10 protein-coding genes are annotated in these 13,336 nt (G+C 66.7%); 5 read left to right on the forward strand and 5 right to left on the reverse strand.

From position 1 onward, the window contains the following. The first annotated feature begins 14 nt into the window (after positions 1 to 14). The gene (locus tag ON759_RS10640) at positions 15 to 1,364 is read left to right on the forward strand and encodes a dicarboxylate/amino acid:cation symporter (protein WP_271680362.1); all 1,350 of its coding nucleotides are present in this window, start codon (positions 15 to 17) and stop codon (positions 1,362 to 1,364) included. A 3-nt stretch (positions 1,365 to 1,367) separates the two neighbouring features. Here ON759_RS10640 and gltS read toward each other — a convergent pair whose 3' ends face one another. Then, a complete protein-coding gene (gene gltS, locus ON759_RS10645) occupies positions 1,368 to 2,561 on the reverse strand; it encodes a sodium/glutamate symporter (protein ID WP_271680363.1) in 1,194 nt (397 codons plus the stop codon). A gap of 78 nt (positions 2,562 to 2,639) precedes the next feature. Here gltS and ON759_RS10650 point away from each other — a divergent pair, with 78 nt between their 5' ends. Next, on the forward strand, positions 2,640 to 4,937 hold the full coding sequence (locus ON759_RS10650; protein ID WP_271680364.1) for an NADP-dependent malic enzyme: 2,298 nt from the start codon (positions 2,640 to 2,642) through the stop codon (positions 4,935 to 4,937). A gap of 3 nt (positions 4,938 to 4,940) precedes the next feature. Here ON759_RS10650 and ON759_RS10655 read toward each other — a convergent pair whose 3' ends face one another. From ON759_RS10655 to ON759_RS10665, 3 genes are read right to left on the reverse strand one after another with little or no spacing between them, the layout of a single operon-like run. Beyond that, a complete protein-coding gene (locus ON759_RS10655; RefSeq protein WP_271680365.1) occupies positions 4,941 to 5,288 on the reverse strand; it encodes a response regulator in 348 nt (115 codons plus the stop codon). Positions 5,289 to 5,292: 4 nt separating this feature from the next. Then, positions 5,293 to 5,736, reverse strand: a complete 444-nt coding sequence (locus ON759_RS10660) for a response regulator (protein ID WP_271680366.1) — start codon at positions 5,734 to 5,736, stop codon at positions 5,293 to 5,295. Next, complete coding sequence (locus ON759_RS10665) at positions 5,733 to 7,514, reverse strand: ATP-binding protein (protein WP_271680367.1); 1,782 nt, start codon at positions 7,512 to 7,514, stop codon at positions 5,733 to 5,735. The genes ON759_RS10660 and ON759_RS10665 overlap by 4 nt, the downstream gene beginning before the upstream one ends. Positions 7,515 to 7,775: 261 nt before the next feature. On the opposite strand from ON759_RS10665, the gene aceE reads away from it, so the two are divergent. The 3 genes from aceE to ON759_RS10680 all read left to right on the forward strand — a co-directional run bounded on the left by aceE (position 7,776) and on the right by ON759_RS10680 (position 12,372). Continuing rightward, complete coding sequence (aceE, locus tag ON759_RS10670; RefSeq protein WP_271680368.1) at positions 7,776 to 10,466, forward strand: pyruvate dehydrogenase (acetyl-transferring), homodimeric type; 2,691 nt, start codon at positions 7,776 to 7,778, stop codon at positions 10,464 to 10,466. A gap of 121 nt (positions 10,467 to 10,587) precedes the next feature. Then, positions 10,588 to 11,862 (forward strand): AAA family ATPase, encoded by a 1,275-nt coding sequence (locus ON759_RS10675; RefSeq protein WP_271680369.1) that lies wholly within the window; start codon positions 10,588 to 10,590, stop codon positions 11,860 to 11,862. Between the two features lie 108 nt (positions 11,863 to 11,970). Next, positions 11,971 to 12,372 carry a hypothetical protein gene (locus tag ON759_RS10680; protein ID WP_271680370.1) on the forward strand — a complete coding sequence of 134 codons (402 nt, stop codon included), beginning with the start codon at positions 11,971 to 11,973 and terminating at the stop codon, positions 12,370 to 12,372. A gap of 12 nt (positions 12,373 to 12,384) precedes the next feature. Here ON759_RS10680 and ON759_RS10685 read toward each other — a convergent pair whose 3' ends face one another. Beyond that, positions 12,385 to 13,323 (reverse strand): HNH endonuclease, encoded by a 939-nt coding sequence (locus ON759_RS10685; protein WP_271680371.1) that lies wholly within the window; start codon positions 13,321 to 13,323, stop codon positions 12,385 to 12,387. Positions 13,324 to 13,336 lie beyond the last annotated feature (13 nt).

The following is a 13,336-nucleotide window of genomic DNA, read 5'->3' on the forward strand; positions in this document are numbered from 1 at the left end:
GACTGGACCGCCCGATGCACGCCACCGACACGCCCGCCGCGCCGCCGTTGCCGTGGTACCGGCACCTGTACGTGCAGGTACTGGTGGCGATCGTGGCCGGGGCGCTGCTCGGCCACCTGCAGCCCGCGCTGGGCGAGGCGATGAAGCCGCTCGGCGACGGCTTCATCAAGCTGGTGAAGATGATCATCGCGCCGGTGATCTTCCTGACCATCGTCACCGGCATCGCCGGCATGCCGCACCTGCGCGGGGTCGGCCGGGTGTTCCTCAAGGCGATGGCGTACTTCCTCTTTTTCTCGACGCTGGCGCTGGTGCTCGGCCTGGTCGTCGCGCACGTGGCCCAGCCCGGCGCCGGCATGCACGTCGACCCCGCCGACCTCGACCAGGCCGCGGTCCACGACTACGTGGACAAGTCGCACGCGCTGACCCTGACCGGCTTCGTGCTGGACATCATCCCGAAGACCCTGGCCAGCCCGCTGGTCGGCGACAACATCCTGCAGGTGCTGCTCGTCGCGGTGCTGTTCGGGATCGCGCTGGCGCAGTCGGGCGCGCGCGGGCGGCCGCTGCTGGCCCTGCTCGAGGCGTTGTCGGCGGCGGTGTTCCGCGTGGTCCACCTGCTGATGCGCGCGGCGCCGGTCGGTGCGTTCGGCGCGATCGCCTTCACCATCGGCAAGTACGGGCTGGCGGTGCTCGCCAACCTGGCCTGGCTGGTCGGCGCGTTCTACGCGAGCGCGCTGTTGTTCGTGCTGGTGGTGCTCGGCGCGGTGGCGAGGCTGTCCGGGTTTTCGATCCTCAAGCTGGTGCGCTACCTGAAGGCGGAATTGCTGCTGGTGCTGGGCACCTCGTCGTCGGAATCGGCGCTGCCGTCGCTGATGGAGAAGCTGGAGCGCGCGGGCTGCGCGAAGCCGGTGGTCGGGCTGGTGGTGCCCACCGGCTACTCGTTCAACCTCGACGGCACCAACCTCTACATGACCCTGGCCGCGCTGTTCATCGCCCAGGCCACCGACACCGAGCTCAGCCTCGGCCACCAGCTCACCTTGCTGCTGGTGGCGATGCTCAGTTCCAAGGGCGCGGCCGGCGTCACCGGCGCCGGCTTCATCACGTTGGCGGCGACGCTGGCGGTGGTGCCCGAGGTCCCGGTGGCCGGGATGGCGCTGATCCTCGGCGTGGACCGCTTCATGAGCGAGTGCCGCTCGCTGACCAACTTCATCGGCAATGCGGTGGCGACGGTGGTGGTCGCGCGCTGGGACGGCGCGCTGGACCGCGAGGCGCTGGCCGCCGCGCTGGAAGGACGGCCCGGCCCGCTGGCCGCGCCACCGGACCCCGCCGCCGGCCCCGGCGACCGCGTGGTGCTGGCCGACGACTGAGCGTCAGCGCCAGAGGTTGAGGAAGCCGGTGATCAGCAGCGCATTGGTGAAGTCGATGAAGAACGCGCCCACCAGCGGTGCGACCAGGAACGCGCGCGGCGCGGCGCCGTAGCGTTCGACCAGCGCGCGCATCACCGCCATCGCGTTCGCGGTGGTGCCCATCATGAAGCCGTAGAACCCGCCGGACATCACCGCGGCATCGTAGTCGCGGCCCATCGCGCGCAGCACGACCAGGCAGAACAGCGCGACCAGCGCAGCCTGCAGGCCGAGGTTGACCACCAGCGGCGCGGCCAGCCCGGCCAGCTCCCACAGCTTGAGGTTCATCAGCGCCACCGCCAGGAACAGCGACAGGCTGACATTGCCGACCAGGTCGGTGGTCGGGACCGACAGGCCGAACCAGCCGAAGCGGTCGTCGAGGTTGCGCACCACCGCGCCGACCAGCATCGCGCCGACGTAGGCGGGCAGGGTCAGCCCGGCGCCTTCCAGCAGGCCGCTGACCCAGCCGCCCAGCCACATCGCCAGCAGGATCATCACCAGGCTCTTGAGCGCGCGGTATTCGCGCTGGGCCTCGGTGCCGGCCTCGACCGGGCCGGCATCGTCGGGCGCGACCCGCGACCCGGGCTGCATCGAGACCAGGCGGTGGCGGCGGATCATCAGGGTCGCCAGCGGCGCGCCGATGAGCCCGCCGAGGAGGATGCCGGACATCGCGGTGGCCACCGCAATGGTCGCCGCGCCCTGCACCCCGGCGGCCTCGAACAGCGGCGCGAAGGCCAGCCCGGTCGCCGGCCCGCCGGTCAGGGTGGTGGAGCCGGCCAGCACCCCGAACAGCGGCGGCAGGCCGAAGGCGGTGGCCACCGCCGCGCCCAGCAGGTTCTGCAGCACCGCCAGCACCGTGGCCAGCAGCAGGAACAGCGCCACCTGGCGGCCGCTGATGCGCAGCAGGCGCAGGCTGGCGTTGAAGCCGAGGGTGGTGAAGAACGCCACCATCAGCGGCGTCTGCAGGCTGGTGTCGAGGGTGTAGAGGGTGGTGCCGCGTGCGTGCGCCAGCGTCGCCAGCAGGGCGAACACCAGCCCGCCCACCACCGGCGGCGGCAGGTTGTAGCGGCCCAGCACCGGGACCGCGCGGCACAGGCCGTAGCCCAGGAACAGCGCCAGCCCGCCAAGGGCGAGGGTCTGCACGGTATCCAGTTCCAGCATGGCGATGCCTCCGTGGCCCGGGGTCGCGGGCGGGGTGGGCGGGTATCATCCCCGATCCACCCACCGGGTATGGTTCCGATGTCCGACACGCCCAGCCACGACGACCTCAAGCAGGCCGCGCTCGACTACCACCGCCTCGCGCCGAAGGGGAAGATCCGGGTCACCGCGACCAAGCCGATGGTGACCCAGCGCGACCTCGCCCTGGCCTACTCGCCGGGCGTCGCCTACGCCTGCGAGGAGATCGCCGCCGACCCGCGCCAGGCCAGCGAGTACACCGCGCGCGGCAACCTGGTCGCGGTGGTCACCAACGGCACCGCGGTGCTCGGCCTGGGCGACATCGGCCCGCTGGCCGGCAAGCCGGTGATGGAAGGCAAGGGCGTGCTGTTCCAGAAGTTCGCCGGCATCGACGTGTTCGACATCGAGATCGACGAGCGCGACCCGGACAAGCTGGTCGACATCATCGCCAGCCTGGAGCCGACCTTCGGCGGCATCAACCTCGAGGACATCAAGGCGCCGGAGTGCTTCATCGTCGAGCGCAAGCTGCGCGAGCGGATGAAGATCCCGGTGTTCCACGACGACCAGCACGGCACCGCGATCATCGTCGGCGCGGCGGTGCTGAACGCGCTGGAAGTGGCGGGCAAGCGCATCGAGGACGTCAGGCTGGCCACCGCCGGCGCCGGCGCCGCCGGCATCGCCTGCCTGGACATGCTGGTGGCGCTGGGCCTGAAGCCGGAGCACATCCTGGCGTTCGACCGCGAGGGCGTGATCCACCGCGGCCGCCCCGGGCTGGACCCGGACAAGGCGCGCTATGCGCGCGACACCGACAAGCGCTCGCTGGCCGAGATCGTGGACGGCGCCGACATCTTCCTCGGCCTGTCCGCCGGCGGCGTGCTGAAGCCGGAGATGGTCGCCACGATGGCGCCCAACCCGATCATCCTGGCGCTGGCCAACCCCTACCCGGAGATCCTGCCGGAGGACGCCAGGGCGGTGCGCCCGGACTGCATCATCGCCACCGGGCGCAGCGACTACCCGAACCAGGTCAACAACGCGCTGTGCTTCCCGTACATCTTCCGCGGCGCGCTGGACGTGGGCGCGACCGGGATCAACGAGGCGATGAAGCTGGCCTGCGTGCGCGCGATCGCCGGGCTGGCGCGGATGGAGGCCTCCGACCTCGGCTCCGCCTACGGCGGCGAGGTGCCGACCTTCGGCCGCGAGTACCTGATCCCGCGCCCGTTCGACCCGCGCCTGCTGACCATGCTGGCGCCGGCGGTGGCGCAGGCGGCGATGGACTCCGGCGTCGCCGAGCGCCCGATCGCCGACCTCGCCGGCTACCGCGACCACCTCAGCCAGTTCATCCACCGCACCAGCCTGATGATGAAGCCGGTGTACGAGCGCGCGCGCGCCGACCGCAAGCGCGTGGTCTACGCCGAGGGCGAGGAATTCGTGGTGCTGCAGGCGGTGCAGACGGTGATCGACGAGGGCCTGGCCAAGCCGATCCTGATCGGCCGCCCGGAGGTGATCGAGAACCGCATCGCCAAGCTCGGCCTGCGCATGCGCGCCGGCGTCGACTTCGAGCTCACCAACGTCAACGACGACCCGCGCTTCGACGACTACTGGCGCCAGTACCACGCGCTGACCGAGCGCCGCGGGGTGACCCCGGACGCGGCGAAGAACCTGCTGCGCTCGCGGCCCACCCTGATCGCCGCGCTGATGGTCGAGCGCGGCGAGGCCGACGGCCTGATCACCGGCATCGTCGGCCGCTACCACAAGAAGCTGGGCTACCTGCGCAGCGTGTTCGACTTCGAGCCCGGCGTGCAGGGCACCGCGGCGATGACCGGGGTGATCAACGACAAGGGCGCGTGGTTCTTCGTCGACACCCACGTGCAGCTGGACCCGTCGGCCGAGCAGATCGCCGAGGCCACCCTGCAGGCCAGCTACCGCCTGCGCCTGTTCGGCATCGAGCCGAAGGTCGCGCTGCTGTCGCATTCCAACTTCGGCAGCCACCAGGACGCCAGCGCGGCCAAGATGCGCCGCGCCTACGAAATCATCCGCCAGCGCGTGCCGAAGCTGGAGGTGGACGGCGAGATGATGGCCGACACCGCGTGGGACGAATTGCTGCGCCAGCGGATCATGCCCAACACCACCCTGAAGGGCCGCGCCAACCTGCTGGTGATGCCGAACCTCGACGCCGCCAACATCGGCTACAACCTGATCCGGGTGGCGACCGGCGGGGTGGCGATCGGCCCGATCCTGATGGGCCTGGACCAGCCGGCGCACATCCTGACCCCGGCCGCGACCTCGCGGCGGATCGTCAACATGACCGCGATCGTCGCGGTGGAAGCGCAGATCCGCGTCGCGATGCGCGACGTCGGCTGAGGCTCAGGCCGCCAGCATCCCGCGCAGCAGCGCGGGCAGGCCGTGCAGCGCGGCCTTGTCGAGCACGCGCGCGGGCAGGTCGCCCGGCGCCTCGGCGGGCGCGCCGGACAGCAGCACCATCGGCAGGCCCGGGCGTTGCGCCTGCACCAGCCGCAGCGCCTCGGCGCCGCAGAAGCCCGGCAGGTGCAGGTCGCTCACCGCCACGCCGGGCGTGAAGTCGCCGAGCGCCTCGAGCAGCGACGCCCGCGACCACGCGCGGCGCAGCTCGTGGTCGATGCCGGCATCGTCCAGCGCGAAGCGGAGCAGCTCCGCGTCGTCGGGCGAATCCTCGACCAGGAGGATGCGCAGCATGGCGTCACTCGCCGTTGGGGGTTTCGTTGAGCACCGCCCAGAACTTGCCGAGCGTCTTCACCGCGTGGAAGAACTGCTCGGAGTCCACCGGCTTGACCACGTAGGCGTTCACCCCGAGGTCCCAGCTGCGGGCCAGGTCGGTCTCCTCGCGCGAGGAGGTCAGCACCACCACCGGCAGGCGCTTGAAGCGCTCGTCTCCGCGCAGCTGGCGCAGCACTTCCAGGCCGTCCATGCGCGGCATCTTGATGTCCAGCAGCAGCACCGCCGGCAGGCCCTCGGCGCGGCCCGCGTGCTTGCCGCGCATCAGCAGGTAGTCGAGCGCCTCGATGCCGTCCTCGACGTGCACGATGGGGTTGGCGAGGTGCGCCTCGCGCAGGGCGTCGATCGCCATCTCGGCATCGGCCGGGCTGTCTTCCGCGAGCAGGATGGAGCGGATGATCGGGGTCATGGCGTCGGGTCCAGTGGGTTGGAATCGCCCGGGGCGGGCAGGGTGAAGATGAAGCGGGCGCCTTCGCCGGGCGCGGATTCGGCGCGGATCGCGCCGCCGTGGCGGGCCAGCACGCGGCGCACGCTGGCCAGGCCGATGCCGGTGCCCTCGAACTCGCTGACGCCGTGCAGGCGCTGGAACACGCCGAACAGCTTGCCGGCGTAGGCCATGTCGAAGCCGACGCCGTTGTCGGCGACGGTGAACTCGTAGTCGCCCTCGTCCAGCCGGCGATAGCCGACCTCGACCACCGAGGGCTCGCTGCGCGCGCTGTACTTGACCGCGTTCGACAGCAGGTTGAGCCAGACCTGGCGCAGCATGTTCTCGTCGCCGACCAGGATCGGCAGCGGCTGGATGCGCCACTCGATGCGGTGGCCGGGATGGTCGTTGGCGTTGTTGGCGTCGAGCAGCGCGCGGGTCTCGTCGACCACCGACTGCATGTCCACCGGCTGCAGGCGCATCGCGCTGCGGCCCAGCCGCGAATACACCAGCAGGTCGTCGATCAGCCGCGACATCCGCCGCGCCGAGGTGGTGATCACGTTGATGTAGTGCAGCGACTTCTCGTCGTTGCGGTCGCCGAGGTGGCGGCCCAGCTTGTCGGCGAAGCCGCCGATGTGGCGCAGCGGCGCGCGCAGGTCGTGCGACACCGAGTAGCTGAAGGCCTCCAGCTCGCGGTTGACGTCGGTGACCTGGTCCACCTTGCCCTGCAGCTGGCGGTTGAGCTCGCGCACGCGCTGCTCGGCGGCCTTCTGCGCGCTGACGTCGTTGGCGGTGACCAGGGCCACGCTGCCGTCGCCGTCGGGCAGTTCCATGCGCCGCGCGTTGACCAGCAGCACGCGGCCGCCGCTGGCGACCTCGTGGTCCCACAGCTCGCGGCCACGGGCCAGCACGTCGCCCAGGCGCTGGCGGATCTCGGCGGTGGCCCAGGTGTCGCCGCCGATCTCCGCGATGTCGCGGCCGACCGCGTCGTCGCCGACCTCGAACACTTCCGCGAAGGCGGGGTTGTGCATCGCCACCCGCAGCTGCTCGTCGAGCAGCACCACCGGCTCGCGCACGGTCTGCAGCACCGCCTGCGCGCGCGCGCTGGAGCGCGCCGCGGCGGCTTCCGCGCTGCGCCGGCTGGCGAGCTGCCAGCGCAGCAGCAGGGCGATGCCGGCCAGCAGCAGCAGCTGCGCCACGGCGGCGGCCCAGGTCACGGTGTCGCTGCGCCGTTCCAGCGCGGCGGCCTGCGCGGTGCGCTGCGCCAGCAGCGCTTCCTCGGTGTCGGCGATCTGCTTGCCGATCACCCGCAGCGGGTTGCGGTCCAGCAGCCACTCGACCTGGTACACGCCGGCCTGTCCCGGCGGGCGGGCGAGGATGTCCGCGGTAATCTGCCCGCGCTGGTTGATCAGCGCTTCCAGCTGGCCGACCCGGACCTGCTGTTCGGGGTTGTCGCGGGTCAGGTGCTTGACCTTGGCCAGGTTCAGCGGGATCTCGCGGCGGCTTTCCTCCAGCCGTTCGCGGATGGCGGCGGTGTCGTGGCCCACGGCGTAGGCCAGGGTGGCCGACTCGCGGTTGCGCAGGTCGTACATCAGCGCCTGCACGGTCGCCTTGACCTCGGAGGTGTGGATCACCCGCTGGGCCGCGCGCTCCGCCTGGTCGTGGGCCGAGCGCACCACCAGCAGCGGGCCGACCACGATCAACAGGATCGCGGCGACCAGCAGGACGCCGAGCAACCAGGCGTGGCGGGTGATGGAGTGCATCGGACGGGGCGGCAGGCCAGCCCGCACCCCGATGCCGGCCCGTTGCCGGCGCGGCCGGGCCGGGCACGCGGCGTGAGGATACGGTTCATGGCCGTGAAGGCTGCCTTCACGATGGCGTGGGAGCGCGCTTGCCGCCGCACCGTGGCGGTGTCCCAAGATTTACCCGGATCAAACCATGATCGCGACGCGATGCAGCATCGTCGCGGCAGCCGCGCTTGCTAGACTCGGCCCCCGACCGACCGCCTGGCGAGGACGCGCACGATGCACTGGCTCAACGAAATGCTCCAGAACGATCCCGATCCGCAGGAGTCGCGGGAGTGGATCGAATCGCTGAAGGCGGTCATCGACCACGACGGCGCCGCCCGCGCGCACCAGCTGCTGGAAGGCATGGTCGAGCTGACCCGCCGCGCCGGCGCGCATCTGCCGTTCGCGCCGACCACCGAATACATCAACACCATCCCCACCCACCTGGAGCCGGCGTTCCCGGGCGACGCCACGCTGGAATGGCGGCTTCGCTCGATGATCCGCTGGAACGCGATGGCGATGGTGGTGCGCGCCAACCGCAAGCCCGGCGAGCTGGGCGGCCACATCGCCAGCTTCGCGTCCTCGGCGACGCTGTACGACGTCGGCTTCAACCACTTCTGGCGCGCGCCCTCGGAAAATCATCCGGGTGACCTGCTGTACATCCAGGGCCACAGCAGCCCGGGCATCTACGCCCGCGCCTTCCTCGAGGGCCGGATCAGCGAGTCGCAGCTCGACAACTTCCGCATGGAAGTCGACGGCCGCGGCATCAGCAGCTACCCGCACCCCTGGCTGATGCCGGACTTCTGGCAGACCCCGACCGTGTCGATGGGCCTGGGCCCGATCGCCGCGATCTACCAGGCGCGCAGCTGGAAGTACCTGGAGGCGCGCGGCCTGATGCCGAAGACCGACCGCAAGGTGTGGTGCTTCCTCGGCGACGGCGAGACCGACGAGCCCGAATCGCTGGGCGCGATCGGCGTGGCCGGCCGCGAGGGCCTGGACAACCTGGTCTTCGTCATCAACTGCAACCTGCAGCGACTGGACGGCCCGGTGCGCGGCAACGGCAAGATCATCCAGGAGCTGGAGGGCCAGTTCCGCGGCGCCGGCTGGAACGTGATCAAGACCGTGTGGGGCGGCTACTGGGACCCGCTGCTGGCGCGCGACGGCCAGGGCATGCTCAAGAAGCTGATGATGGAAACCGTCGACGGCGAGTACCAGAACTGCAAGGCCTTCGGCGGCGCCTACACCCGCGAGCATTTCTTCGGGAAGTACCCGGAGACCCGCGCGATGGTCGCCAACATGTCCGACGACGACATCTGGCGCCTCAACCGTGGCGGCCACGACCCGCACAAGGTGTACGCGGCCTACGACGCGGCGGTGAAGACCACCGGCCAGCCCACCGTGGTCCTCGCCAAGACCGTGAAGGGTTACGGCATGGGCGGTGCGGGCGAATCGCTGAACCCGACCCACCAGACCAAGAAGCTCGACAACGACGCCGTGCGCGCGTTCCGCGACCGCTTCAAGCTGCCGATCGACGACGACCAACTGAAGGACGGCGCCATCCCGTTCTTCCGCCCGGACGAGAAGTCGCCGGAGATGGAATACATGCGCGAGCGCCGCGCCCGGCTCGGCGGCCACCTGCCGCAGCGCCGGCGCAAGGCCACGCAGTCGCTGGAGGTGCCGCCGCTGGCGACCTTCGAGCGCCTGCTGAAGTCCACCGGCGAGCGCGAGATCAGCACCACCATGGCCTTCGTGCAGATGTTCAACATCATCCTGCGCGACAAACAGGTGGGCCCGCGCTGCGTGCCGATCGTCGCCGACGAGGCGCGCACCTTCGGCATGGAGGGCCTGTTCCGCCAGCTGGGCATCTACGCCCCGCAGGGCCAGAAGTACAAGCCGGTGGATGCCGACCAGCTGATGTTCTACCGCGAGGACGCGGCCGGGCAGGTGCTGGAGGAAGGCATCACCGAGTGCGGCGCGTTCTCGTCGTGGCTGGCGCTGGCGACCAGCTACAGCACCAACGACCTGCCGATGCTGCCGTTCTACATCTACTACTCGATGTTCGGCTTCCAGCGCATCGGCGACTCCGCCTGGCAGGCCGGCGACATGCGCGCGCGCGGCTTCCTGCTGGGCGGCACCGCCGGCCGCACCACGCTCAACGGCGAGGGCCTGCAGCACGAGGACGGCCAGAGCCACGTGCAGAGCAGCTTCATCCCCAACGTGCGCAGCTACGACCCGACCTTCGCCTACGAGGTGGTGACCATCGTCCAGCACGGCATGCAGCGGATGCTGGCCGAGCAGCAGGACGAGTACTGGTACCTCACCCTGATGAACGAGAACTACGCCCACCCCGAGATGCCCGCGGGCAGCGAGGAAGGGATCATCAAGGGCATGTACCTGCTGAAGGACGCCGGCAAGGGCAAGAAGGGCGAGCTGCGCGTGCAGCTGCTGGGCAGCGGCACCATCCTGCGCGAGGTGATCGCCGCCGCCGACCTGCTGGACGCCGACTTCGGCATCAAGGCCGACATCTGGTCCTGCCCCAGCTTCACCGAGCTGGCCCGCGACGGCGTGGACGCCGAGCGCTGGAACCGCTTCCACCCCGAAGCCAAGGCGCCGCGCAAGGCCTGGGTGACGCAGCAGCTGGAAGGCCGCGCCGGCCCGGCGATCGCCGCCACCGACTACATCCGCACCTTCGCCAACCAGATCCGCGAATACGTGCCGATGCGCTACAGCGTGCTGGGCACCGACGGCTACGGCCGCAGCGACACCCGCGCCAACCTGCGTCGCCACTTCGAGGTGGACCGCTTCCACGTGGCCCACGCCGCGGTGGCCGCGCTGGCCGCCGACGGCAAACTCACCGCCAAGGACGTGGCCCGCGCGATCAAGCTCTACAAGCTGGATCCGGAGAAGCAGAACCCGCTGCTGGCGTGAATCCAAACTCCCTCCCTTGCGCAGCAGGGGAGGGGTGGGGAGGGGTCAAGGAAAAGGCGGCCGGTGGCCGCCTTTTGTGCTCCAATCTAGCTGAACTTGGTCGAATCATTGCGGAGTAGAAATGATTACCTCGCTAATCATTAAAGATTGGAAGAGTTACGAAGAAGCAATTCTTCAGATCGACCCATTAACCGTTGTAATTGGTACTAATGCGAGTGGTAAATCAAACGCCCTAGATGCGTTGGCGATGCTAAATCGCTTATCAATGGGTTCGATGTTTTCGGTTGCGCTACAAGGCGACAGCACTCTCACGCCAATTCGTGGCGGTATCGAGTGGGCCGCACGCCGACCAGGAAATGCATTTGAGGTAGGGGTCACGTGTCGTGCGGATAGCTTGACAGACTATGAATACAAACTGGTATGTGAAGTAGCAGATGGCCGCTGTGACGTAAGTTCGGAGCAGCTTACTCGGACAAAGTTTCGCATTGGTAAGGGCGGTAGGCGAATGGTGGCGGGAACCATCAAACTGTTCCGTACCGATTATTGTGCTCCGGCCTCTCCAACTATAGTCGCTAGACTTTATAACGAGAAGCAAGGCACCCCTAGGCAGCTTGGGCGTTCGAACGCAATATTATTCCAGCTGATGGGTCAGAAGTTACGTCAAGAGATTCAAGAGGGAATTGATGCGGTTCTAAGGTCGCTTCGAGATATATTCATCTTAGATCCTATCCCATCTCACATGCGTGGATATTCTCCGCTGTCCGAGGCTTTGGAGTCAGACGCCAGAAACATTGCGGGCGTAATTGCAGCGCTCCCGGAAGCGAAGCGCACGGAAATCGAGGCAGTGTTAACAAAGTACGCCAGCAAGCTTCCGGAAAGAGACATTAGCCGTGTGTATGCGGAGCGAGTGGGTAAGTTCCAATCTGATGCGATGCTCTACTGCGAGGAAAGCTGGGGTGATGATGCGGGAACTGCGACGGTGGATGCGCGAGGGATGTCCGATGGCACGTTGAGGTTCCTTGCAATCCTCAGTGCTCTGCTCACGAGGCCGAGCAAAAGTCTGCTAGTGATCGAAGAAGTAGATAACGGCCTACATCCGTCGAGAGCGAGCATGCTGTTAGAAATGTTGCGGACAGTCGGGAAGGAGCGAGGGGTTGATGTGCTGGCGACGACTCATAACCCAGCTTTGCTCGATGCAATGGGCACAGAAATGCTTCCATTTATTACTGTCGCACATAGGGACTCCAAGGTTGGATTTAGTAAGCTGACTTTGCTGGAAGATGTTAAGCAGTTGCCAAAATTGCTTGCTCAAGGGAGTCTCGGACGTTTGTCGAGTCGCGGATTGATTGAAGGCGCGCTCCAAAGGTCGTTTGACTTTGTTATGCCGGAGGCCTGAGTGAGTCTTCGCGTTCTCATAATCGATACAAGCACTCTATGCTGCTGGTTAAGGGTTCCAACCAAAGAAACCGCCGGCGCGGCTGACGATTTATGGGATCACGCACGCGTGAATGAAATTCTTGATCGTGAAACAGCTTTAGGGACGACGTTTGTGCTTCCTATCGCCACGTTGGTTGAAACGGGGAATCACATCGCACAGGCGCCAAATAGCAGATATGAGGTTGCGCAGACCTTAGTTGCTCATCTTAGGGCGACCCTTGATGGAGATAACCCATGGGCGACCTTCACTGAGCAATCCGATCTTTGGGGTGAGGTGTCGCTTCGCAGACTTTCTGACGAGTGGCCTGTGATGGCTGCCCAGCGCATGGCGATGGGCGACATTACGATTAAGTTCGTTGCTGACTATTACTCAGAAGCGGGATACGACGTAGAGATTCTTACTGCGGATACCAACCTGAAAGCTTATGAGCCCAAGCGACCTGCTCAAGTGCCGAGGCGTCGTGCTTGATGCCACGATCTCTTAGAACTGCTGCGTGAAGCTAGACCGGTGGTGTTCAAGATATTTCGTCTGCTCAGGAGCGAAGCACTCGACCTCAGTGTCGCGTCGCAAGCTCCACCGATGGAGCACATCATCCGGTAGTGTCGGATGAACGAGCATCTTTCCATTATTTTCGAAGCTGATCAGGTGCGCGTCGAACAGCGCATCGACATGCGGTGAAAGCATGATTCCGTTATGACCATCAAGTCGCTCTTCGTTTGAACACTCTCTCCACGGCTTGATGTGACTTGCAATGAGTAGGCGCGGATCACGTACGCCAGTCACTCGGCAGCTAGGGTCGAGCAACATGACGCGATTACGAAAAAGACCCTGACCGACTCGGGCCTTGGAGAGTTGAATTCGTTGTGTCTCAGGAATTGCACTGATCTTTCCAATTTCCTGCAGGTCGGTGAGCAGGCTTTCATCTGGCACGGGTATCTCGGGAAGTGGAGACGCGAAGATGGGGTCTGCTTCCATCCGTAGGAGCGCGATCAAAAGCTTCCCAAGCTCGTCAGAAATCGCAGCGAGATAGATGCCTTGGTTCCCGTTGCCATTCAGCTGGATTGGCGAGTAGATCTTTGGCAGGTGTGGTCGAATCGCTTCGATGTGATCTTTAGGTCGAATTGGCTTTGCAGCTGGTGAGAACTGCACATCCACAAGCCAGCCTTCATTCGACCAATAATCGCCAACCGCTCCAAACTCAGTTGGCTTTGGGCTCACGGCTGCTGATTCAACAATCTGGCCAATGGCACCGACATATCCATCGGCGTACGAAAAGACGATGTCGCCGGGACGTACCAGTGACATGTTGTCGTACGACTGATTCCGCGCACCGTTGGCGTTGCGGATCGGCGACCAAAGGTATCCGCCACGAATTTCGTGGTTGCGCGTTTGCTTGTGGTTGACCCACCAGTACGCCATGCGTGCTCCCTGT

Source organism: Thermomonas mangrovi, from assembly GCF_028201335.1.
Taxonomy (GTDB): Bacteria; Pseudomonadota; Gammaproteobacteria; order Xanthomonadales; family Xanthomonadaceae; genus Thermomonas; species Thermomonas mangrovi.

Excerpts from the sequence above, each read along its gene's own strand:
- gltS (WP_271680363.1), bottom strand. The coding sequence starts at position 2,561 with ATGCTGGAACTGGATACCGTGCAGACCCTCGCCCTTGGCGGGCTGGCG.
- ON759_RS10660 (WP_271680366.1), bottom strand. The coding sequence starts at position 5,736 with ATGACCCCGATCATCCGCTCCATCCTGCTCGCGGAAGACAGCCCGGCC.
- ON759_RS10675 (WP_271680369.1), top strand. The coding sequence starts at position 10,588 with ATGATTACCTCGCTAATCATTAAAGATTGGAAGAGTTACGAAGAAGCA.
- ON759_RS10640 (WP_271680362.1), top strand. The coding sequence starts at position 15 with ATGCACGCCACCGACACGCCCGCCGCGCCGCCGTTGCCGTGGTACCGG.
- ON759_RS10685 (WP_271680371.1), bottom strand. The coding sequence starts at position 13,323 with ATGGCGTACTGGTGGGTCAACCACAAGCAAACGCGCAACCACGAAATT.
- ON759_RS10655 (WP_271680365.1), bottom strand. The coding sequence starts at position 5,288 with ATGCTGCGCATCCTCCTGGTCGAGGATTCGCCCGACGACGCGGAGCTG.
- ON759_RS10665 (WP_271680367.1), bottom strand. The coding sequence starts at position 7,514 with ATGCACTCCATCACCCGCCACGCCTGGTTGCTCGGCGTCCTGCTGGTC.
- aceE (WP_271680368.1), top strand. The coding sequence starts at position 7,776 with ATGCACTGGCTCAACGAAATGCTCCAGAACGATCCCGATCCGCAGGAG.
- ON759_RS10650 (WP_271680364.1), top strand. The coding sequence starts at position 2,640 with ATGTCCGACACGCCCAGCCACGACGACCTCAAGCAGGCCGCGCTCGAC.